This window comes from Mucilaginibacter lacusdianchii (assembly GCF_009770985.1).
Taxonomy (GTDB): domain Bacteria; phylum Bacteroidota; class Bacteroidia; order Sphingobacteriales; family Sphingobacteriaceae; genus Mucilaginibacter; species Mucilaginibacter lacusdianchii.
On the sequence record NZ_WSRW01000001.1, the window covers coordinates 1,509,310 to 1,530,932 of the forward strand.

The following is a 21,623-nucleotide window of genomic DNA, read 5'->3' on the forward strand; positions in this document are numbered from 1 at the left end:
ACATTGAATGGTGATAGAAAAAGAAAAGAAGCGTAAAGGCCCGCTATCGCGCCCGGGCCAGCGTTGGGTGATGTGGGCAGACAGGGGATCGCGAGAGCTAGGCCTTTTTGGATACTTTTGTGGCTATGACAAAAGTATCTAGCCCCTGCGGCAATGAGCAGACGAAGTAAGTAAATGACCACTAAAAGAAGTTAAACTAACCGCACAAGCCAACAAAAGAAAGCACATAAACGAGCTGCAAAACCATCAATATAAAAGCCTATTTAATGTTTAATTCTTCCTTCTTAATCATAAATTTTATGTAACAACATTTATATCCCCTACTGCCAGTTGTTTTTAAATATCCATTAGCTATATTTGCGACGAAAAATTTTCATTTACATATATATAATGAGAGAAATACAGTTCAGAGAAGCGCTTCGTGAGGCCATGGTCGAAGAAATGCGCAAGGATGAGAATATATACCTGATGGGTGAAGAAGTTGCCGAATATAACGGTGCTTACAAAGTAAGTCAGGGCATGCTGGATGAGTTTGGTGCCAAACGTGTAATTGACACCCCTATCTCTGAGCTGGGTTTTGCCGGTATCGGTATCGGTTCGGCCATGAATGGCCTGCGTCCGATTATCGAGTTCATGACCTTCAACTTCTCGTTGGTGGCAATTGACCAAATCATTAACGGTGCAGCCAAAATCATGAGCATGAGCGGTGGCCAGTTTTCTGTGCCAATCGTATTCCGTGGCCCAACTGGTAACGCAGGTATGTTAAGCTCTCAGCACAGCCAAAACTTTGAAAACTGGTATGCTAACTGCCCTGGTTTAAAAGTGGTAGTGCCATCAAACCCGGCCGATGCTAAAGGTTTATTAAAATCATCAATTTTGGATCCGGATCCGGTTATCTTTATGGAATCGGAATTAATGTATGGTGATAAAGGCCTTGTTCCGGAAGGCGAATATTATATTGAATTAGGTAAAGCTGCCGTAACCAAACAAGGTACTGATGTTACTTTGGTAGGTTATGGTAAAATCATGAAAGTGGTTAACGCCGCTGCTGCCGAGCTGGAAAAAGAAGGTATCAACGCTGAAGTAATTGACCTGCGTACTGTACGTCCTATCGATTACGCAACCGTAATTGAATCGGTTAAGAAAACCAATCGTATGGTGTTTGTAGAAGAAAGCTGGCCTTTAGCGGCTATTGCCACCGAGGTTGCTTTCAAAGTACAAAAAGATGCGTTTGATTACTTAGACGCACCAGTACTGCGTGTAATGGGTGGCGACGTGCCCCTGCCATACGCACCAACCCTGATTGCTGAATACCTGCCAAATCCTGAGCGCGTAATCAAAGCCGTTAAGGAAGTTATGTACGTAACCAAGTAATTGTAAACTTAAATAGTAGAAAGCCCTGCATTAGCGGGGCTTTTTTGGTTTTGTGGTGATTTAAATGATAACTTGCTTAAAAGAAACAGTACATGTTCAACTTTAGGAAATCCTATCTGTCTGTTATAAGCTGCAATTTATATATTTTTTTGCTCGGATGTACGCAACCAAAGCTATCTGCATACGCAGTAAATGAATTGAAAGTTCATGAAGTAATTTCAAGCTATGCGAGTAGCAAGTTTCCGGGTTATCAGCCCGGCAGTTTCACATTCCTTGATTCTGTTCTTGACCCAAATCAAAAACTGAAAGTATATAGGATGTCGCACGAGTTTAGTTCTGCTTCAAAGCGGCACAACCTGTACGAATTTATAGTTGACAAGAATTTACACCAAGTTCTTTCTCTACAGCGATTGAATGAAAATAATGCTTATATAAAATATAGGGATGTCGTAGTAAAAGAAATTTATTAAGGTAGCCTGCAATTAAACTGCTGTTCGCTATTATGCTTCTGTTTTAATCTTGTTCTGACTCTGCCAAAGCTTGTAACAATCTATAGTATTCAACATCTAATAGGTGCTTTATCTTTAATTCATGAAAAAACTCTTATCACTAGCTTTAATTGTACTTGCATTCTCTTCCTGTACCGAAAATTACTCTAACGGCGAGCGCATCGGTGTGATTACCCAATTGTCGCGTACCGGCGTTTTCTGGAAATCGTACGAAGGGCACCTGAATGTTACCCAAACCGGTATGAACAGCAGTGTACCGTTCGACTTTTCGATAGACAATGATCATGAAGATACAGCCGTTATTAACACCTTAACCAAGGCGGCAGAAAATGGCTGGAAAGTGAAACTAATTTATCATGAAACCCAAGGCAAGAATTTTTTCAACAACCGTGGGCAAACCGATCACTTCATAAATAAAGTTGAAGTGTTGGATAAAAACATGGCCACCTTGTTCAGTAATAAAAATCAGGCGCCTGTAGGCCATGTAATTGATACTATTTATGTGGTGATTGATAAATCGCAGCTTAAAAAGAAATAGGTGGATAGTAATGGTTTAGCCGGTTTGCTTTGGTTTTATCGGATTGTAACAATAGCATTGCAGTATTAAACATACTATAGTTTTAATAGTCCAATATAGCATAGTAGCATGGCAAAAAACACCGTTTGTTACTTAGTACCAATTTAAACCAATCCGCACATGAAAACCTTACTTACTTTTATTATTGTATTTGCTACTGCCTTGGCCTCACTGGCTCAAAATGTTGATCCTAACTCAAATCCTATCCCTAATTATGGTTACTTAGACTCATTACCTCAAAGTAGCTTGCAACTGTTTGCACATACGCCCGGATTGATACTTAAAAAGGAAAGTATTGATTTAGGATATGTTAAAAACATAGGGTTTAAAAGGGTTGAAGTTACGGATGTGATTAATAACCAAGCCCGAACAGCTCTATTTGTTTACATTAGTAGTTCTACCCCGGGCGTTTACGCCCGAAGTAAAGCTTATTTGGATAGTGATGAAATCCCTGGCTTATTAAATGCAATAAGCCATGTGATGAAGTTTGTTGCCGTTAAAACAGTTCCTACCAATGATGTAGAATATTACTATATCAGCCGCGGAGGCGTCAAACTTGTGCTTAAAAACCCCGCAGCACAAGGGCTTTTTCAAAGCAAACGGAAATGGAATATCAGTATGGGGAATTTCCGAGAGCAATCATATTTGTCTGTTGATGATTTAACTAAGCTCAAAACTTTTCTAGAAACAGCAAAAGCTAAGTTATAATTTAAAATAATGGGGGTACCTTGCAAATTCGGTTTAAGGCACCACCACTATTTACAATATTTCAAGCAACTGAATCCGGTTACCACAGGTATCATCCAATACTGCCAGCTTAACCGTGCCCATTTGCGTTGGTGGCAAACTGAAGGTTACGCCTGCCTCTGTTAGCCGCTGATGTTCGGCTTCTACATCAGTAACGGTGAAAGCTGCAGCAGGAATACCGGCATCATACAAAGCTTTTTGAAATATTTTAGCCGGTTCAAAGCCTAACGGTTCCAATACTACTTCCGGCCCGTCGGGTTCTTCGGCCGATACAACCGTTAGCCATTTGTGTTCGCCCAAGGGCACTTCGGTCTTTTTAATAAAGCCTAGTTTTTCGGTGTAAAATGCAAGGGCTTTGTCTTGGTTATTTACGGTAACACTTAATAAACTTACTTTCATGATGATGTTGTTTTAGTTGTAAAGTAAGCGATATCAGTCAAACACCTGTTATTGAAAATTGCGCTTTTGCAAAAATGCAGAGGGCGTTTGTCCGGCTTGCTTTTTAAATAAAGCTGTAAAGGATGGTATACTGCTAAAGTTTAAAGCCAAACAGGTTGCCCTAACCGATAAGCCTTGATTGAGTAAAATTTTGGCTTTTTTAATTTTTGCAGATGTTAAATACTGATGAGGTGTTACACCATAACATCGTTTAAACAGCCTCACGAAATGATACTTGGACAGGTAAGCTGCCTGTGCTAAATAATCCAGATCAATGTCTTCATTGCAGCAGTTATCCATTAGTCTTTTGGCTTTAATAATACGACTGGTTACTTCCGGTTGTGGAAGACAGCTTTTGGTGATAGCCTGCACTTGCTGATTATAAAAAGTCATTATTTAAAGATAAGCTGGTGTAAGTTACTGAATACATGCTGTACAAGCAATCGATCTTCACTACAGTGTCACTTCTTAATTGTTTATAGGCATATCGGAAAAAGCCGATATATATTTGCATCATGGATCAGGTAGAAGTATTTAAAGCACTTTCTAACAAAACCCGGTTACAAATACTGAACTGGTTAAAGCAGCCCGAGTTGAATTTTCCGGAGCAAGCTGTGTATGGCTATGGTAATGGCGTATGCGTAGGGCAAATTCAAATGAAAGTGGGCTTAACACAATCTACCGTGTCCGAATACCTGGCTACTTTACAACGCGCAGGCCTGGTAAAATCTACCCGTGTAGGGCAGTGGACTTATTACCAACGTAACGAGGATGCCTTTGCTGCCCTTAGTGAACTTGTACAAACAGAAATTTAATAACAGAATTGACATATGAAAACCGATAGCTTATTTCAGCCGTTTGCGCTGAAATCGTTGAATATTAAAAACCGCCTGGTGATGGCACCCATGACACGCTCTTTTTCGCCAGATGGCGTACCTACGCCAGAAGTAGCCGCTTATTATCGTAAGCGTGCCGAAGGTGAAGTAGGCTTAATCCTGTCAGAAGGAACCGTAATCAACCGTGTGTCATCATCAAACGATAAAGACATTCCACATTTTTATGGCGAGCAAGCCTTAGCTGGTTGGCAAAACGTAATTAACAACGTACACGAGGCTGGCGGCGCTATGGGGCCGCAGATATGGCACATGGGCGTAATGCCAAACCACCAGTCGGGTTGGACACCGGCCGAGCCATTTGAAGGTCCGTCGGGCCTGAACAGTCCCGGTTTTAGCAACGGCCGTACCATGACTGAATCTGATATTGCTGATACCATTGCGGCTTTTGGTCAGGCTGCTGCTGATGCCAAACGTTTGGGTTTTGACTGTGTAGAAATTCACGGTGCACACGGTTACCTGATAGATCAGTTTTTTTGGGAAGGCAGCAACCTGCGTACCGATATTTACGGTGGCAAAACCCTGCCTGAGCGTAGCCGCTTTGCCTTGGAGGTGATTAAAGAGGTGCGCAAACGTGTAGGTGATGATTTTGCTGTAATACTGCGCCTGTCGCAATGGAAACCAACAGCCTATACCAATAAAATGGCGCACACACCGCAAGAGTTGGAAGCCTGGTTGAACCCGATGGCTGATGCCGGAGTAGATATTTTCCACTGCTCGCAACGCCGTTTCTGGGAAGATGAATTTGAGGGTACCGACCTGAACTTTGCAGGCTGGGCTAAAAAGGTAACCGGTAAAGCTACCATTACCGTAGGCTCGGTAGGTTTAACCGGTGAGTTTTTGGCTGCCTTTGCCGGCGAAAGCTCAGACCCAAGCTCATTAGATGAACTGTTGCGCCGTATGGACCGTGGCGACTTTGATCTGGTAGCCGTTGGCCGCCCGCTATTGTCAGACCCTTTCTGGGTACAAAAAATCCGCGAAGGCCGCACCGATGATTTGAAAGGTTTTACGAAAGAAGCTTTGGCTGCTTTGGTGATGTAATGAGCAGATAAATTTCAACCGAAAACGCTGGCTGTATTGTAGCCGGCGTTTTTCGTTTATAGATTTTGCGCCATAATTTGACCTTCTGGTTCATACGCTTGCAATTGCTGCATTATGGTATTGCCATCTTCTAGTAAGCTGATACTAAATTTGTTGGTCGTATTGTTATACAATGTCAACCACAACTTAGAAATAAATGGGATTGCCAAAGTGTTATCTTGCCTTGTACTTGATTCCTTTAAATCAATATAAATAACGGTTCGATTTAGTCCACTATATAGCTCATAAGATTTGATATTGTTCCAATAAAACTTTCGTTCTGATTGGTGATCAAATATATATTTAGCTGAAATGCTTAAAGCTGGTGTACGTCTTTTAGCAGCAATGTAATAGCGAGAATAACTACGAAGCTCGCCAATTAAAAGAATTAGTAGCATGCACGCTATTACGCTTAATTCGTGCCGAATAATCATTCCCCCTGTGATACCTAAGAATAACAAACATAGCAGCCAAATTATAGCCGACACTTTGATGGTACTGTAATAGTAATGTTTCATGGCAATAATAATTTTAAACCTAGTATTGACGAGTGCGTGCAATATACCGTATAATTATCTCCTTACTACACTTTACCAAATCAACTAAACGACTCCCTAAATGCCACCAGCACTGCTAGTCTTGTGTCACGGTCTAAATCAAAATCTTCGGGTTGTTCTGGGCGCTGGGCTACGCCGTCTTTAAATTCTACTGGAAATTTGGCAATAAATTCATTAAGTGGTAGTTCATCCTGTATCCATCCGGTCTGGTTATAAATCTCTTCCAGCTTAAACTCAAACTTCCGCACTTGGAAAGAATCCATACCCAAATATACGAAAGTGAGCGGAGGATTTGGAGCGGGGAGCATTGATTGATGGTAAGTTTGTTGCAATCTTTAATGCTATGTAACAACTCATATTTCACCCGTCACAACTGATAAAATTTTCCCAACTTCGCGTTCTCTAATTGAAATTGTGAGCATGATTGATCATCACTTTAAAATTGCGCAGGAGTTATCCATCTCCAGCAAACAGGTAACGGCTACTGTGGGCCTGTTAGACGAAGGCGCTACTGTTCCTTTTATTTCACGCTATCGTAAAGAGCTGACCGGCAGTTTAGACGAGGTTCAGATCACCGATATCCGCGACCGTATACAGCAATTGCGCGATCTGGACAAACGCCGCGAGGCCATTCTAAAATCGCTGACCGATATGGGTAAACTAACACCCGAACTGGAGCAGCAAATCAACGAGGCCGAAACGATGGTGGCCCTTGAGGATATATACCTGCCATATCGCCCTAAACGTAAAACCCGTGCCACTGCTGCCCGCGAAAAAGGTTTGCAGCCACTGGCCGACCTAATACTGGAGCAAGGCAAAACCGACCTGCAAGCCGAGGCCGAAAAATATATAGATGCCGAAAAAGGCGTAAGCACGTTGGAAGAAGCTTTAGCCGGTGCCCGCGATATTATTGCCGAAACCATCAGCGAAAATGCTGAAGTGCGTGCCGGCATGCGCGATCTGTTTATCGAAAAAGGCACCTTCCAATCTAAAGTGGCACCTGGTAAAGAGGAAGCCGGTATTAAATACAAAGACTATTTTGACTGGACCGAGCCGGTTAAAACCGCTCCATCGCATCGTATACTAGCTATGCGCCGTGGCGAAAAAGAGGAAATTTTATATCTGGATATTACGCCGCCTGAAGATGAAGCAATGGCTTTACTTGACAGGAACTTTGTAAAAGCCAGCAACCCATCGTCAGATCAGGTGCGTTTGGCTATTATTGATGGCTACAAACGTTTGCTGAAACCATCCATGGAAACGGAGGCTCGTTTGCTGACTAAAAAGAAAGCCGACGAAGAAGCTATCCGTGTATTTGCCGAAAACGCCCGCCAATTATTATTAGCAGCACCGCTGGGCCAAAAACGTGTAATGGCTATTGATCCCGGTTTCCGTACCGGTTGCAAGGTGGTTTGTTTGGATGAGCAAGGCAAGTTGCTGGAATATACCGCTATTTTTCCGCATACCGGTGCCGGTCAGGCCCGAGAGGCAGAAAAAACGGTAAAGCATTTGTTTGATACCTACAAAATTGAAGCTATAGCCATTGGTAACGGTACTGCCGGTCGCGAAACCGAAACCTTTGTACGCAACCTGCAATTGCCGGGCGTTACTATGGTAATGGTAAATGAGAGCGGCGCTTCTATTTACTCCGCATCCGAAGTCGCTCGTGAGGAGTTTCCGGATAAAGATGTAACCGTGCGTGGTGCCGTATCAATCGGTCGTAGGTTGATGGACCCATTGGCCGAGCTGGTAAAAATTGACCCGAAATCTATCGGCGTTGGCCAGTACCAGCACGATGTGGACCAAAGCAAGCTGCAGGCCTCATTGGATGATACCGTTGTTAGTTGTGTGAATGCTGTAGGTGTAGAACTGAATACCGCATCTAAACAGGTGCTGTCCTATGTATCGGGCTTGGGGCCACAACTGGCACAAAATATTGTAGATTACCGCAACCAGAACGGTGCCTTCAAGCGCCGCGAGCAACTGAAAAAAGTGGCTCGTTTGGGCGATAAAGCTTTTGAGCAAGCCGCAGGCTTTTTACGCATACACGGAGCAGAAAATCCGCTGGATGCGAGCGGTGTTCACCCCGAGCGCTATAGCTTGGTGGAACAAATGGCACAGGATATGAAATGTTCTGTACGCGATTTGATGAGCGATGATAAGCTGCGTAAAAGTATTCCGCTGCAACGGTATGCGTCAGACAAGGTGGGTTTGCCTACTCTGAACGATATTATGGCTGAATTGGCCAAACCCGGCCGCGACCCGCGCGAAAAATTTGAGGCTTTTAGCTTTACCGAAGGGGTAAACGAAATCAGTGACCTGAAAGTAGGCATGAAACTGCCCGGCATTGTAACCAACATTACCAACTTTGGCGCCTTTGTAGATATTGGCGTACACCAGGACGGCTTGGTTCACCTGAGCCAAATCACTAACCGGTATATCAAAGATCCGAATGAGGTACTGAAAGTGCACCAGCAGGTAGAAGTAATGGTAACCGAGGTAGATGTAAACCGCAAGCGCATATCGCTAAGCATGAAAGAAGCAGCGGCAGAAAAAACAGGTGCTAGTAGTAACGGCGCCCGGAAACCGGTACCGTCTGGCGGTTCAAACAACCGGCAAAAAAGAGAGCCCGAAATGGATATGCAATCCAAACTGGCTGCGCTTAAAGCAAAGTTTAAATAAGATAAAATAGATATTTGCTGATGAGGCGTTAGTTAAAGCTCTTGATTAATTCAAGGGCTTTAACTAACGCCTCTTTATTTAAGCTGATTGTAAAGAAGTACTAAATCAGCTTTTAAACGCTTATATATGGGCACATCACATCAATTCCCCTGCTTATAAAGTTAAGCGGTAGTATTTATAAGTAAAGTTTAGGTTGTAAAGTTTACTCCAGGCTAATCTGGCGCTTAATGCTTTCTTCTAATGATATGAAAGTTTCAGTACGCTGTATGCCCGGTACGCTTTGAATGCGTTCGTTTAGAACCTCGCGCAGGTGATTGGTATCATGGCATACAATTTTTGCAAAAATGCTCCAGCCGCCGGTAGTGTAATGCAACTCTACAATTTCGTTAATTTCTTTAAGCTTTTTAACCGCTTCATTGTACTGTGAACCTTTTTCCAGGTAAATGCCTAAAAAAGCGGTAACATCATAGCCCAGCTTTTGCGGGTCAACTTCCAGGCTGGCACCTTTAATTACACCCATCTCCTCCAGCTTTTTCATGCGCACGTGTATGGTTCCGCCCGATACAATTAAGTCTTTGGCAATTTCTGTATACGGTGTGGTAGCATTTTTCATCAGAATTGATAAAATCTGGATATCCAAATTATCAATTTCTAAATTATGGGGTTTTCTGTGAGGCATAAATTTATATTTATCTATTTATACACAAGGATAATTAAAAATTGAATAAAAATAAAAATATTTTGTTGAAATATTTGCAAGGAATTGATACGCCCTTTAAATTTGTATCAAGCAAACGATAAAAGTTTGGATCGTTCTTAAAAACAAAACAATGTTGGGTGGTGAAATTTTTGGCAGACACACCTCCTTGTCCCGGTGGCGGAGAATTATGGGAAACCCGAAAGGGCTAACCACTCTGTGAAGGTTCGAGTCCTTCCCCAACAGCTCTTCTCATAATTTAGGTTTATAATTGGTTAGTAAAAGCCTCCTGCCCATCAGGAGGCTTTGCTTTTTATAAGGGTTTTGTTTGGTTCAAGTGTTGTACTAATTCTTTTAAGCTTACTTATGCTTTATAATCAGCCTTTTACGTTTGTTGCAAAGCTGTGTATTTGTTACGCAACAATACTGGTTAAACCTTGTTAAAAACCTATTATCAATATATAACCTTAACTACATCCTGTAATTTATGCAAAAAGCCGATGTTGATATTTTCAGGCAAATAGGAGATCAGTCAAAAGACGTGTACTTTCTGTTTGACGTATCTCAAAGTAAATTTGTATACTTAAATTCAGCTTTTGAGTCGATATGGCAAATATCACAAGTTGATGTTTTAACTACACCTGTATTAATTTACAATACCATTTTAGCCGAAGACAAGGAGCTTGTACAGGAGTGTTATGAAGAATGTATTAAAGAACGCGAGCCGCGTAAATATGAATTTCGCATTTTGTGTCCGGATGAAACCAAAAAGTATATCTGTATAAGTATTTATCCGATCGGCAATCCAGCCTCTAATATAATAGCAGGCATTGCCGAAGATATAACAGTATTAAAGCGGAATATTTTTTACATGGAAAAAATAAATGCCCGCAAAAATTCAACACTCGAAATTTTAGCGCATGATTTAAAAGGCCCTTTGGGCATGATAAGCCTGCTGGCCTCCAGTATACAGCGCGAAGCCCTTGCCGATAGTAAAGACGGTATTTTACAATCGGTACAATATATCCAGGATATGTGTAACCGGAATATTGCCTTAATACGTAACTTGGTTAATTCGGAGTTTTTAGAATCAACCGAAGTGGATCTGCGGAAGGAACGTACAGACTTAGTGTGGGAAATAAATGATGTGATACAGAATTATAAGAGGCATGAAGATAATTTAGCCAAAACGTTTATATTAAATACCACTACCGAGAAGTTGTACCTATATGTTGATACCTTAAAATTTATGCAGGTGGTCAACAATTTGATATCTAACGCAATAAAATTTACCCCAGATAATGGCGTTATCGAGATAGAAATTCAGGATTTGAAGGACACCGCTGTTATCATGGTACGTGATAATGGCATTGGTATTCCTGAGGATGTGCAGCCTTACCTTTTTGATAAGTTTACACGGGCCCGGCGCAATGGCCTGCGTGGCGAACAGCCGGTAGGCCTGGGCATGTCTATCATCAAAACTATTGTAGATTTGCATAATGGTAAAATTTCATTTAAAAGTAATGAAGGTGAGGGCAGTGCTTTTTATATCGAAATTCCGAAACAATAAACTATATTAGCCTATTAATAGAACCGAGCGCTTATATTCTCCGTATAAAATTCTTTATACCAGCTCCAGCCAGCATACTAGCCCATAAGTATTAACTGCTTAATTACTGTAAACATTAAACCTTTTTAATAGTGAATAATCTTACTTACAAGATGAAAATGGGCAATGCGGGGTTATCTGTTCAGGGCATACGAACAGCCATACGCAGCGGTGAAGAACAGGGTACGGATATCCGCAGGGATATGTTTAAACTGTTGGAAGACGAGCGCGAAAAGATTGTTAATGTGTTGCAGGATGATATAGCACAGCTGATTTCTATTGCCAACATGCAGCTTGCCGGCGAGCTGGCAACGCAGGTGAGTCCTAAACTGTCTATGGCGTTATCCAAACTGCGTACACTCATTTTTGAGTTAAAGCCTGACGCATTAAAGCAACTTGATTTAGCCGAGGCATTAACAGGGCTGTTTATGCAGCGCTTTACAGAGCATCCCAATCGTTTTGCTATCAGCTTGCACAAATTACCCCAAAATATGAGCAGCCATGCAGAAACGGCTATTTTTAGGGTAGTACAAAAAGCATTGAGTTATTTTGCAGGTACACCATTAGCTTTTTTTGAGCTGGATATTAATCGTAAAGGCGAGCAAATTTTAGTTACCAGCCGGTTTGAACTAGAACCGTCAGAAGTGGACTTTACTACATCAGATTTCTGTGAACGGTCATTAAAAGAAGCGTTGAATACGTTGGTTTACCTATTTTATGGCACCATGCATTGCCATGCCATTACTGATAATCAAATGGAATTTATAGTGATTCTGGACGAGAATAAGTTGTAATAGCCAGTTGCAGCTATCATTCATTTCTAATCATTCTCAAAAAGCCGTCACGGTAGGTTTCTCCTATAGGGATAGCTATATCTTGGATATACACTGTATTGCCATCTACCATCCTTATTTTATCAACCGATATAATATACGATTTATGAACCCGGTAAAACGGGGGTTGCGGTAGCTGCAATTCTAAATCGCGCAGGGTTTGATAAGTTACCAGCCGTTGTTGCGGTGTAAATACCGATACATAATTTTTTAAGCCTTCGATGTACAGTATATCATCATACTCTACTCGTAAAAACTTGTTTTTACTCTCACCTTTAATGAACATATACTCGGCCGTGGCTGCTTGTTCGGTAACAGTTGGTGCTGTATTAAGAACTGGTGGCATTGGTATAGATGCCGGTTGCAGTATATTGAACGCTTTTTGAGCGGCTTTTAAAAAGCGGTCAAATGCGATGGGTTTCAACAAATAGTCAATCACATCGTGCTCGTAGCCTTCTAGAGCATATTCGGGGTAAGCGGTTGTTAAAATTACTTTACACTTGCTGCCACACAGTTTTAAAAACTGAATACCCGTTAAGTCGGGCATTTGTATGTCCAAAAAAACCAGGTCAATGCCGCCTTGCTGCACGCAGGTTAAAGCTTCAATGGCACTGGTAGTAGTACCTACCAGTTCTAAAAAAGGTATTTTTTGTATATAGTCGGCAATTATTTTAACCGCATAGGCTTCATCATCAACCGCAAGGCAACGTATCATGCTATAAAAATAAAAATTACCACTAATCTAATTGAATATTCAGCGTGGTTTTATAAGTCTGCCCATTCTCGCTAATCAATAGCTCGTGGCGGTTGGGGTAAATCAGTTCCAGTCTTCGACGAATATTGGGTAAGCCCACACCGGTAGAATGGTCTTTTTGCCCACGACTAATTTGGTTGCTTACGGTAAATGCCAAACGGTTGCCTGTAATTTTTAAGCGGATGCGCACCGGGCGCGAGGGGTCATTTACAATGCCATGCTTAAAGGCATTTTCTACAAAAGGTATTAACAGTAAGGCTGCTACACGCTTGCCGGCAATATCACCCTCGGCTTTAAAATCCACAAAAAAAGCATCGGCAAAGCGCAGTTGGTAAATGCTGATATAGTTTTCAATGTAATCTACCTCTTTTTGTAAATCCACATCACCGGCTGCACTTTCGGTAAGCATATATCGCATTAATTGCGAAAGCTTAATAACGGCATCACCCAACTTTTCGGATACCGGATAAGCCAGCGAGTAGATATAGTTAAGTGTATTGTACAAAAAATGCGGATTAATCTGCGTTTTTAAAAAAGCCAGTTCGGCTTGTATTTTTTCTTCACGCAGTGATTTATTTTCCTCTTGTTTGTAGAGCGAACTAAAACTGCTGTATATGGCTGCACTTAGTACAATACCAGAAGTGCCAAAGTAAATATTGTCTACAATGTAATATGAAATGGTATAACCAAAATAGTTAGTCATATTAAACAGGTAATCAGTAACCACCTGTTCTAACAAAAAGCGTAACATAATAAAGCAGCTTAGCGCAACTAGTATTCCGCCGATGAGCTTGGGTATATTGCCTTTGTTTAAAAACCTAGGGTATACCCATAAGTAGCATATATAAAACTCTATTATTTTTACCAATACAAAGGTGTAGTTGAATATAGATACCTTATTGCCCGTGAAACCTAAAACTTCACCTAAAATAAGGTACAATACATAAAGCAACCAGCCGGCTATATGGTAGTAAATCTCCTTCTTTTTCATGCTGTATAAAAGTACGTCAAAACCAGTGTCAGCTTAAAAGTTTTATCTCAACACCCTCGTTTTTGATACCAATCCCATAAAAACCATATGAAAGGTCGCTTTATGTGTTGCTTTGGTGCTTGGGATAATATTTGGTGGGGTTGGTATCAATTTATTTAATGCGCGATAGGCTTACTGCACTTTTGATTCGTCAACAAAAACAAGTCATGAAAAATCTGTTCAGCCTCCTTTTACTATTATTTATTTGCGGCACCACCTTAGCTCAAACCGGCAATATCAGCGGTAAAGTTACTGATGCGCAGCATCAAGCCTTAACCGGTGCCACCGTATTGCTATTACGTTCATCTGATTCTGTCCAGGTAGGCGGGCAAGCCGCTAATGCCAGTGGGGTTTATCATTTTAACAATGTGGCGGCAGGCAAATATATCGTAAAGGCAGCCATGGTAAGTTTTCAAGCGGCTTATACTACAATTAACTTTAAGGGTGAAAGCATGGAAGTGCCGGTATTGATTTTAACCGGACAAAAAAATGCTTTGAAAGAAGTAACCGTAACCACCACCCTGCCACAACTCCAGCAAAAAAGTGACCGTTTGGTAGTCAATGTAGAAAAGCTGAACACCACTGGCGATAATGCACTGGAGGTACTGAAAAAAGCTCCCGGTATTCGTTTGGATAAGGATGATAACATTTTGTACCGCAATAATGCCGGCGTGGTAGTAATGATTGATGGCAAGCGTACTTACATGAGCGGTAGCGAATTAAGTAATTACCTGAAATCGATGCCTGGAAGTGCATTAAGCAAAGTAGAGTTGATTGCCAACCCGCCAGGTAATTATGATGCCGAAGGCACAGCCGGCATTGTGAATATCATCTTGAAAAGAAATAAACTGCAGGGTTATAATGGTACTGCCAATATAAACGCCAGCTATGGCAAATATCCTAAATTGTATGGCGGCTTAAATTTCAATTATAATGTGGGCAAGCTAAGTTTATTCACCCGTGCTAATTCTGGTTATTACGATTCGTATAATAAACTGACCCTGAGCCGCCAGATTGATAATGAAGTTTACAACCAATACAACTTATGGCGGCCAAAAACTTATGCTACCAGCTATACCGTAGGTGCCGATTATTATGCGGGTAAAAGACATACGCTAGGGTTTATGTTTAAAGGCTATAATTCGCCTATGGATGCCGCTGTTACCAGCCAGTCGGTAACTTTAAACCGCTTTGGTCAGCAAACCGGAAGCGTGGTTGGCTTAAGTCCGCAAAAGGCAGATAATAATACTTACAACGTTAACCTGAACTATAGCTTTGCTATCGATTCGGCCGGTCAAAAACTAAACATAGATGCCGATTATGTGCATAGTGCCGCTACCGACAATCATCAGTACACCAACACTTATTTTAATGCAAACGGGGCCGTAATTGATACACCAGTACGCTTGCGCAACAGCTCGCCGGTTAACTACAATATTAAAGCTATAAAGGCCGATTACATACTGCCGCTGGGTAATCAATGGCAGTTTGAAGCCGGTTTAAGAAGCAGCTGGGTAAATACTGCCAGCAACGTAATGTTCGATTCATTGAAAATGAACGGCTGGATGATTGACCCCAAACGAAGCAACAATTTTAAATATGATGAAAATATCAATGCTACTTATGTAACGCTAAGTAAAACATTCAACAAACAGTGGGATATCAAAGCCAGTCTACGTGCAGAGCAAACCGTATCAACCGCTAACTCGCTTACGCGCAATGAGGTGGTAAAACGCAATTACTGGAAGTTATTCCCCAGCGCCTTTATAACCTACAAGGTTGATGAAAACAACCAGCTCAACGCGTCGGTAAGTCGCCGTATCAGCAGGCCATCATATAGCAATTTGAACTCGGCTATCCGGTATACCGATCCATATACCGCCATGCAGGGTAATCCTTACCTGCAGCCATCTACCTCGCAGTCGTACGTGTTTAATTATACTTACAAAAGCTTCCAAGTGTTAAGCTTAAGTTACTTACGGGTAAAAAATGTAGAGAATACCGTTATTTATCAAAATGATGAGACTAAAGAAAGTATTGCCCGTTACGAAAATCTGGGTAGTAGCAGTACCTTAAGTGCTACTACTGCTGGCAGCTTCAACATAATTAAATGGTGGAACGTAAATGCTGAGCTGGATGGTGCTTACGATCGGGTAAATACCTTGGTACAAGGCACGCCTTTTTACAGCAGTCGTTTCTCATGGTCGGGCAATATGGATCAAACTTTCTTTTTGCCGCAAAACTTTAAAATACAGCTTTCTGCACAATACTATTCACCTTCTATATCCGGCTTGGCCCGTACCTTATCCGGCTCGCAGATTGATGCCGGCGTTAGCAAAACCTTTATGGATAAACGCGCTACGTTGAGCTTTAAAGTGCGTGATATCTTTTTTGGCAACCGTTACCGCAGCATTCAACAGTACAATAACGTAAACACCCGCTGGAACAATGAGTGGGAAAGCCGCCGCTTTACTTTAGGCTTCACTTACAATTTTGGTAACACCAAGCTAAAAGCCGCCCGTAACCGCCAAACCGGCAGCAGTGCCGAGGAAGGCAGAATGTAATTTATCATTATCTTTAGTCGCTTTTTAAACATTAACCCGGCTTTATCAACCTTACGCATGTTAAAAAAAATAACTACCCTAATTGTCTCTTTAAGTTTTCCATGTCTGTTACTGGCCCAGCAGCCTTTGTCGGGCGCAGATAGTGCCCGGATGATAATTGATAGCGTGCTTAATTATGCCCGTCACAAATCCATTTACCGCGGTAAAGTAAACTGGACAATGTTAACAGATTCTGTAAAAAAGCACAGCGCAAATGCCCGGTCTGTCAAAGAAGTAATGCCTTCGGTGGGGTTAGTTTATCAATTGTTAGGCGATTTTCATGGTTTTGCTATTCACGATGGTAAATACTATAAGTGGTGGACAACCAAAGCCAAGCTGGACACTGTAGTATATCGTAACCTTCGGGCCAAAATGAAACAAAAGCCATCTGTAGAAAGCCGTATGCTACAAAATAGTTATGGTTATCTGCTTATCCCCGGTAACAACCCTACTCATCCCGGCGAATCAGATTTATTGGCCCAGCAAATTCAGGACTCGCTCACCAAACTACATCCCGAAAAACTGAAGGGTTTAATTATTGACCTGCGTGCTAATCCAGGCGGTAATATGTATCCCATGATTTTGGGAGTAGGCAACCTGTTGGGGAATGGTCAGTTTGGTTCATTTATCGATCCTGTTACAAAGCAGCAGGAGGCCTGGGGTATCAAAGGCAAGGCTATTTATGGTGGCTTAGATACAGTCTGCCACCTCAAAACATTGGGCAAAGCCAGTACAAAACTTAAGGTGGCCTTACTGATTGGCCCTATGACGGCAAGTTCGGGCGAAGCTACCGCCATCACATTTAAAGGACGCAAGAATGCTATACTGATTGGCGAAAAAACGGCTGGTTATACTACTGCCAATGACTCTTTTCGCATTTTCGATATTAATGTGATCATGGCCACATCAACCGAGGCCGACAGGAACGGCACACCATACTATGAAAATGTATTGCCTGATATAGAAGCAATAGCCGGCGATGATTTTAACCACCCGGCTAATGATGCCAAAATAAATGCGGCTTTAAAATGGCTTAAAGGTAAATGAGCTTACAGTAAGGTATTTTAACCTTATTATTATCCAAGGGCTTGCACTGCATTAAACTGTAGTACAAGCCCTTTGTGCTTTATGCTTTCCTTGTTTCACAATAGCTTAATATTTCTTTGATTTTTTACGGTTAAATTATTACTTTAAAAATCTGTATTTTTGCACCCTCTTAAAATTTGTGGAAAACACTGATGTACAAGGAATATAAACAATTAAATTTATCGCAGGTGGGCAAGGATGTGCTGGAGTTCTGGAAACAGAACGGCATCTTTGAAAAAAGTATCAGTAGCCGCCCGGCCAGCAACCCTTACACTTTTTACGAAGGACCGCCATCAGCCAATGGTATGCCCGGCATTCACCATGCTATGGCCCGTTCTATTAAAGATATTTTTTGCCGCTACAAAACCCTTAAAGGTTACCAGGTAAAACGCAAAGGCGGCTGGGATACCCACGGTTTGCCTATTGAGCTGGCTGTCGAAAAATCACTGGGCATTACCAAAGATGATATCGGCAAAAAAATCTCTATCGAAGATTATAACGAAGCCTGCCGCAAGGAGGTAATGCGTTATACCGACATCTGGAACGACCTGACCGAAAAGATGGGTTACTGGGTCGACCTCGAAAATCCGTACATCACTTACGAGAACGATTATATTGAAACCCTGTGGTGGATACTGAAACAGCTGTACAACAAAGGCTGGCTGTATAAAGGTTACACTGTACAGCCGTACTCACCTAAATCGGGTACAGGCTTAAGCTCGCACGAGCTGAACCAGCCGGGTACTTACAAAATGGTGAAAGATACTACCATTACGGCCCAGTTCTTTTTAAAGAACGATCAGCAGCATCCGTTGATGCCGGTACTGTTCAGTGAACCGGGTGAAGAAACTGCTATCCTGGCCTGGACCACTACACCTTGGACTTTACCATCCAACTGTGCACTGGCCATTGGCGAGGATATTGATTATGTAAAAATCAGTACCCTTAACCCATACACCTTCAAACCGGTAAGCGTAGTATTGGCGCAGGCGCTGGTTAACAAATACTTTAAAGCCGAAGGTGAGAATGCTTCATTTGAAGATTACAAGCCGGGCGATAAGGTGATACCTTGGACGGTGAAAGCTTCTTTTAAAGGTTCTGATTTGGTAGGCTTACGCTATCATCAACTGATGCCATATGTTACCAATGATGAACTGGAGCAAAAAGCTTTCCGCGTTATTCCAGCTGATTTTGTAACCACTGGCGATGGTACAGGTATCGTACACACCGCATCTGTTTTTGGTGCGGACGACTTTAGAGCTTGTAAAGAAAACGACGTGCCATCGGTAATGGTGCTGGATGAAACCGGCAAAGAAGTACCGCTGGTTAACAAACAAGGCCGCTTTGTAGATGAAGTAACCGACTTTGCCGGCCGCTATGTAAAAGAAGAATACTACACCCAAGCCGAACGTGATGAGCTTGGCTTTAAAGCCACCGATGTGCTTATCTCCATTAAGCTGAAAGAAGATAACAAAGCCTTTAACGTACAGCGTTACGAGCACAGCTACCCGCATTCGTGGCGTACAGATGAGCCTATTTTATATTATCCGCTGGATAGCTGGTTCATCAAAACTACTGCCGTTAAAGATAAGCTGATTGAGCTTAACAAAACCATTAACTGGAAACCCGAAGCTACTGGCACCGGCCGTTTTGGTAACTGGCTGGAAAATCTGGTAGATTGGAACCTTTCGCGTTCACGTTACTGGGGTACTCCGCTGCCTATCTGGCGGAGTGATTTTTTAGCTCCTGACTTTAAGCCCGAGATTTGTATTGGCAGTTTACAAGAAATTCTATCTCAAGGAACATACTTTTATTTTGATGAAGCAAAAGCTTTTTTTAAGCAAAACGATATTCCTGCAATTGCTACACTATTAAATATAGATTATAAGGAGGTAAGTCAAGAAGATTGGAGTATTCTTGAGCAAATTAAATTAGATATTGACTGGATTGAATTAAAGCATTTTGTATCTAATTGCCCTAATAGAGATAACTTAATTGCTAGATTCTCTGATCCAATAGAAGCTTTCTTTAAAAAGAAAGGCCTTTCTTTGGACTTGCATAGGCCTTATGTTGATAATATCATTTTACATAAGGTATATAATAATAATACTCAATACTACTTCCGCGAGCCGGACTTAATCGACGTTTGGTTTGATTCGGGTGCTATGCCTTATGCACAATGGCATTTTCCGTTCGAGAATAAAGAAGCGTTTGCCAACGCCTACCCGGCCGATTTTATTGCCGAAGGGGTTGACCAAACCCGCGGCTGGTTCTTTACTCTGCATGCCATTGCCGTAATGCTGAGCGAAGCCAGCGATGAGGTGAAAGCCGTTAATGAGCAGGTAGGCAACCGGGGCATCGCGTTTAAAAACGTAGTATCAAACGGCTTGGTGCTGGATAAAAACGGCAACAAAATGTCTAAACGTTTAGGCAACGCTGTTGATCCGTTCGAAACCATTGAGCAATACGGCGCCGATGCAGCCCGCTGGTACATGATCAGCAACGCATCACCTTGGGATAACCTGAAATTCAACATTGAGGGTTTGGATGAGGTGCGTCGTAAATTCTTCGGTACGTTATACAATACCTACTCATTCTTTTCTCTGTATGCCAATATTGATAAGTTTGATTATAGCGAACCGGACGTAGAACCGAGTCAGCGCCCGGAGATTGACCGTTGGATATTATCCCTGCTGAACACCTTAACCCAAGAGGTTGACGGTTATTATGCTGATTTTGAGCCAACCAAAGCAGCCCGTGCCATTCAGGATTATGTGGATGCACACCTGAGCAACTGGTATGTACGCCTGAGCCGCCGCCGTTTCTGGAAATCAGATAACTCGGCAGATAAGACTTCGGCCTATCAAACGTTATATACCTGTTTAGTGACCATCGCCAAGCTGATGTCGCCTATTGCGCCGTTTTTTGCCGAGCGTTTGTATAACGATTTGAACACGGCTACCGGTAAAGAGCAGTTTGAATCTGTACACCTGGCCGATTTTCCGGTTTATCATACCCAACTGGTCGATAAAGAACTGGAAGAGCGTATGCAGCTGGCACAGGATATCTCATCCCTAACCCTGTCGTTGCGCAAAAAGGTAGGTATCAACGTTCGTCAGCCATTGAGTAAAATATTGTTACCGATACTGGATAAAAACTTTGAGCATCAGGTAGAGGAAGTAAAAGACCTGATTCTGTCGGAAACCAATATCAAAACTATTGAGTATATTACCGACACCGCTGGTTTTATCAAACGCAAAATAAAACCCAACTTTAAGGCACTAGGCCAAAAAGTAGGTAAGGACATGAAGGCAGTTGCGCAAGCGATTACCGAACTATCACAGGAAGATATTGCGCAGCTAGAAAAAGATGGTCAGATCTCCGTACTTGATAATAAGTACCAGATATCAGCTACTGAGGTTGAAATTACGGCTGAGGATGTTCCGGGCTGGCAGGTGGCAAATTTAGGAAAACTAACTGTTGCTTTAGATGTTACCCTAACCGAAGAACTGAAACAAGAAGGTATTTCGCGCGAACTGATCAATCGCATACAAAACCTGCGCAAGGGAAATGATTTCGAAGTTACTGATAAGATAAATGTACGCCTGAGCGATCACCCACTGATTAGCAGCGCTATAAAAAACAATTTATCATATATTTGCGCCGAAATTTTAGCTACTGACATTCAACTGGATAGCCAACCATTTGAAGGAGAAACTACAGTTATTGATGATAACGAAATTGTAATTGCAATAAGTAAAGTATAATGAGCACACAACCGAACGAAAAAACAAGATACTCAGACTCAGAATTAGTAGAATTCAAAGAGATTATTCTGGAAAAAATACGCGTAGCACGTGAAGAGCTGAATGCACTGGCATCATCTCTAAGCAATCCTAACCTGAACGGTACAGATGATACCGCCGGTACTTACAAAACACTGGAAGACGGTTCGGCTACCCTTGAAAAAGAGCAGATTAACCAGCTGGCTGCCCGTCAGAAAAAGTTTATAGAGCAACTGGAAGCTGCTTTAGTACGTATTGAGAACAAAACATACGGCGTATGCCGCGAAACCGGTAAACTGATACAAAAGGAGCGCCTGCGCGCCGTGCCGCACACTACGTTGAGCATGGAAGCCAAACTGAAACAGTAAG

At 42.0% G+C, this 21,623-nt stretch carries 19 protein-coding genes and 1 tRNA gene; 13 read left to right on the top strand and 7 right to left on the bottom strand.

Annotated features, from left to right (window positions below; genetic code table 11):
• Positions 1-390 precede the first annotated feature (390 nt).
• The 3 genes from GPM24_RS06825 to GPM24_RS06835 all read left to right on the top strand — a co-directional run bounded on the left by GPM24_RS06825 (position 391) and on the right by GPM24_RS06835 (position 3,168).
• Entirely contained in the window at positions 391-1,374 is a 984-nt protein-coding gene (locus tag GPM24_RS06825; protein ID WP_158825966.1) for a pyruvate dehydrogenase complex E1 component subunit beta, read from the top strand.
• A 591-nt stretch (positions 1,375-1,965) separates the two neighbouring features.
• Positions 1,966-2,421, top strand: coding sequence for a hypothetical protein (locus GPM24_RS06830; protein WP_158825967.1), 456 nt, complete (start codon positions 1,966-1,968; stop codon positions 2,419-2,421).
• 159 nt (positions 2,422-2,580) lie between these two features.
• A complete protein-coding gene (locus GPM24_RS06835) occupies positions 2,581-3,168 on the top strand; it encodes a hypothetical protein (RefSeq protein WP_158825968.1) in 588 nt (195 codons plus the stop codon).
• Positions 3,169-3,219: 51 nt separating this feature from the next.
• On the opposite strand, the gene GPM24_RS06840 is transcribed toward GPM24_RS06835, so the two are convergent.
• Positions 3,220-3,606 carry a VOC family protein gene (locus GPM24_RS06840; RefSeq protein WP_199269692.1) on the bottom strand — a complete coding sequence of 129 codons (387 nt, stop codon included), beginning with the start codon at positions 3,604-3,606 and terminating at the stop codon, positions 3,220-3,222.
• A 48-nt stretch (positions 3,607-3,654) separates the two neighbouring features.
• On the bottom strand, positions 3,655-4,038 hold the full coding sequence (locus tag GPM24_RS06845; RefSeq protein ID WP_158825969.1) for a helix-turn-helix domain-containing protein: 384 nt from the start codon (positions 4,036-4,038) through the stop codon (positions 3,655-3,657).
• Between the two features lie 122 nt (positions 4,039-4,160).
• Here GPM24_RS06845 and GPM24_RS06850 point away from each other — a divergent pair, with 122 nt between their 5' ends.
• Complete coding sequence (locus tag GPM24_RS06850; RefSeq protein WP_158825970.1) at positions 4,161-4,460, top strand: ArsR/SmtB family transcription factor; 300 nt, start codon at positions 4,161-4,163, stop codon at positions 4,458-4,460.
• A 15-nt stretch (positions 4,461-4,475) separates the two neighbouring features.
• A complete protein-coding gene (locus tag GPM24_RS06855; RefSeq protein ID WP_158825971.1) occupies positions 4,476-5,579 on the top strand; it encodes an NADH:flavin oxidoreductase in 1,104 nt (367 codons plus the stop codon).
• Between the two features lie 56 nt (positions 5,580-5,635).
• Here GPM24_RS06855 and GPM24_RS06860 read toward each other — a convergent pair whose 3' ends face one another.
• Together GPM24_RS06860 and GPM24_RS06865 are read right to left on the bottom strand one after the other, a co-directional pair.
• Entirely contained in the window at positions 5,636-6,016 is a 381-nt protein-coding gene (locus GPM24_RS06860) for a hypothetical protein (RefSeq protein ID WP_158825972.1), read from the bottom strand.
• Between the two features lie 200 nt (positions 6,017-6,216).
• Entirely contained in the window at positions 6,217-6,483 is a 267-nt protein-coding gene (locus tag GPM24_RS06865) for a hypothetical protein (protein WP_158825973.1), read from the bottom strand.
• Positions 6,484-6,595: 112 nt separating this feature from the next.
• Between GPM24_RS06865 and GPM24_RS06870 the strand changes: the two genes are divergently transcribed.
• On the top strand, positions 6,596-8,857 hold the full coding sequence (locus GPM24_RS06870) for a Tex family protein (protein ID WP_158825974.1): 2,262 nt from the start codon (positions 6,596-6,598) through the stop codon (positions 8,855-8,857).
• A gap of 202 nt (positions 8,858-9,059) precedes the next feature.
• Here the strand turns inward: GPM24_RS06870 and GPM24_RS06875 are convergent, their stop codons facing one another.
• Positions 9,060-9,536 (bottom strand): Lrp/AsnC ligand binding domain-containing protein, encoded by a 477-nt coding sequence (locus GPM24_RS06875; RefSeq protein ID WP_158825975.1) that lies wholly within the window; start codon positions 9,534-9,536, stop codon positions 9,060-9,062.
• Between the two features lie 152 nt (positions 9,537-9,688).
• Here GPM24_RS06875 and GPM24_RS06880 point away from each other — a divergent pair.
• The 3 genes from GPM24_RS06880 (at position 9,689) to GPM24_RS06890 (ending at position 11,957) form a co-directional block, all read left to right on the top strand.
• Positions 9,689-9,800, top strand: a tRNA-Asp gene (locus GPM24_RS06880).
• Positions 9,801-10,041: 241 nt separating this feature from the next.
• The gene (locus GPM24_RS06885) at positions 10,042-11,124 is read left to right on the top strand and encodes a PAS domain-containing sensor histidine kinase (protein WP_158825976.1); all 1,083 of its coding nucleotides are present in this window, start codon (positions 10,042-10,044) and stop codon (positions 11,122-11,124) included.
• A 131-nt stretch (positions 11,125-11,255) separates the two neighbouring features.
• Complete coding sequence (locus GPM24_RS06890; RefSeq protein WP_158825977.1) at positions 11,256-11,957, top strand: sensor histidine kinase; 702 nt, start codon at positions 11,256-11,258, stop codon at positions 11,955-11,957.
• A 16-nt stretch (positions 11,958-11,973) separates the two neighbouring features.
• Here the strand turns inward: GPM24_RS06890 and GPM24_RS06895 are convergent, their stop codons facing one another.
• The gene (locus GPM24_RS06895) at positions 11,974-12,711 is read right to left on the bottom strand and encodes a LytR/AlgR family response regulator transcription factor (RefSeq protein WP_158825978.1); all 738 of its coding nucleotides are present in this window, start codon (positions 12,709-12,711) and stop codon (positions 11,974-11,976) included.
• Between the two features lie 22 nt (positions 12,712-12,733).
• Complete coding sequence (locus GPM24_RS06900; protein ID WP_158825979.1) at positions 12,734-13,741, bottom strand: sensor histidine kinase; 1,008 nt, start codon at positions 13,739-13,741, stop codon at positions 12,734-12,736.
• A gap of 206 nt (positions 13,742-13,947) precedes the next feature.
• On the opposite strand from GPM24_RS06900, the gene GPM24_RS06905 reads away from it, so the two are divergent.
• The 4 genes from GPM24_RS06905 to GPM24_RS06920 all read left to right on the top strand — a co-directional run bounded on the left by GPM24_RS06905 (position 13,948) and on the right by GPM24_RS06920 (position 21,622).
• Positions 13,948-16,344 carry an outer membrane beta-barrel family protein gene (locus GPM24_RS06905; RefSeq protein WP_158825980.1) on the top strand — a complete coding sequence of 799 codons (2,397 nt, stop codon included), beginning with the start codon at positions 13,948-13,950 and terminating at the stop codon, positions 16,342-16,344.
• Between the two features lie 57 nt (positions 16,345-16,401).
• On the top strand, positions 16,402-17,430 hold the full coding sequence (locus tag GPM24_RS06910; RefSeq protein WP_158825981.1) for a S41 family peptidase: 1,029 nt from the start codon (positions 16,402-16,404) through the stop codon (positions 17,428-17,430).
• Positions 17,431-17,621: 191 nt separating this feature from the next.
• Positions 17,622-21,236 (top strand): isoleucine--tRNA ligase, encoded by a 3,615-nt coding sequence (ileS, locus tag GPM24_RS06915; RefSeq protein ID WP_158825982.1) that lies wholly within the window; start codon positions 17,622-17,624, stop codon positions 21,234-21,236.
• Positions 21,236-21,622 (top strand): TraR/DksA family transcriptional regulator, encoded by a 387-nt coding sequence (locus GPM24_RS06920; RefSeq protein ID WP_158825983.1) that lies wholly within the window; start codon positions 21,236-21,238, stop codon positions 21,620-21,622. Before ileS ends, GPM24_RS06920 begins: the two co-directional genes overlap by 1 nt.
• Position 21,623 lies beyond the last annotated feature (1 nt).

Bases quoted from the DNA above. Each gene is read 5' to 3' on its own strand.
- GPM24_RS06825 (WP_158825966.1), top strand. From the start codon at position 391: ATGAGAGAAATACAGTTCAGAGAAGCGCTTCGTGAGGCCATGGTCGAA.
- GPM24_RS06830 (WP_158825967.1), top strand. From the start codon at position 1,966: ATGAAAAAACTCTTATCACTAGCTTTAATTGTACTTGCATTCTCTTCC.
- GPM24_RS06835 (WP_158825968.1), top strand. From the start codon at position 2,581: ATGAAAACCTTACTTACTTTTATTATTGTATTTGCTACTGCCTTGGCC.
- GPM24_RS06840 (WP_199269692.1), bottom strand. From the start codon at position 3,606: ATGAAAGTAAGTTTATTAAGTGTTACCGTAAATAACCAAGACAAAGCC.
- GPM24_RS06845 (WP_158825969.1), bottom strand. From the start codon at position 4,038: ATGACTTTTTATAATCAGCAAGTGCAGGCTATCACCAAAAGCTGTCTT.
- GPM24_RS06850 (WP_158825970.1), top strand. From the start codon at position 4,161: ATGGATCAGGTAGAAGTATTTAAAGCACTTTCTAACAAAACCCGGTTA.
- GPM24_RS06855 (WP_158825971.1), top strand. From the start codon at position 4,476: ATGAAAACCGATAGCTTATTTCAGCCGTTTGCGCTGAAATCGTTGAAT.
- GPM24_RS06860 (WP_158825972.1), bottom strand. From the start codon at position 6,016: ATGCTACTAATTCTTTTAATTGGCGAGCTTCGTAGTTATTCTCGCTAT.
- GPM24_RS06865 (WP_158825973.1), bottom strand. From the start codon at position 6,483: ATGCTCCCCGCTCCAAATCCTCCGCTCACTTTCGTATATTTGGGTATG.
- GPM24_RS06870 (WP_158825974.1), top strand. From the start codon at position 6,596: ATGATTGATCATCACTTTAAAATTGCGCAGGAGTTATCCATCTCCAGC.
- GPM24_RS06875 (WP_158825975.1), bottom strand. From the start codon at position 9,536: ATGCCTCACAGAAAACCCCATAATTTAGAAATTGATAATTTGGATATC.
- GPM24_RS06885 (WP_158825976.1), top strand. From the start codon at position 10,042: ATGCAAAAAGCCGATGTTGATATTTTCAGGCAAATAGGAGATCAGTCA.
- GPM24_RS06895 (WP_158825978.1), bottom strand. From the start codon at position 12,711: ATGATACGTTGCCTTGCGGTTGATGATGAAGCCTATGCGGTTAAAATA.
- GPM24_RS06900 (WP_158825979.1), bottom strand. From the start codon at position 13,741: ATGAAAAAGAAGGAGATTTACTACCATATAGCCGGCTGGTTGCTTTAT.
- GPM24_RS06905 (WP_158825980.1), top strand. From the start codon at position 13,948: ATGAAAAATCTGTTCAGCCTCCTTTTACTATTATTTATTTGCGGCACC.
- GPM24_RS06910 (WP_158825981.1), top strand. From the start codon at position 16,402: ATGTTAAAAAAAATAACTACCCTAATTGTCTCTTTAAGTTTTCCATGT.
- ileS (WP_158825982.1), top strand. From the start codon at position 17,622: ATGTACAAGGAATATAAACAATTAAATTTATCGCAGGTGGGCAAGGAT.
- GPM24_RS06920 (WP_158825983.1), top strand. From the start codon at position 21,236: ATGAGCACACAACCGAACGAAAAAACAAGATACTCAGACTCAGAATTA.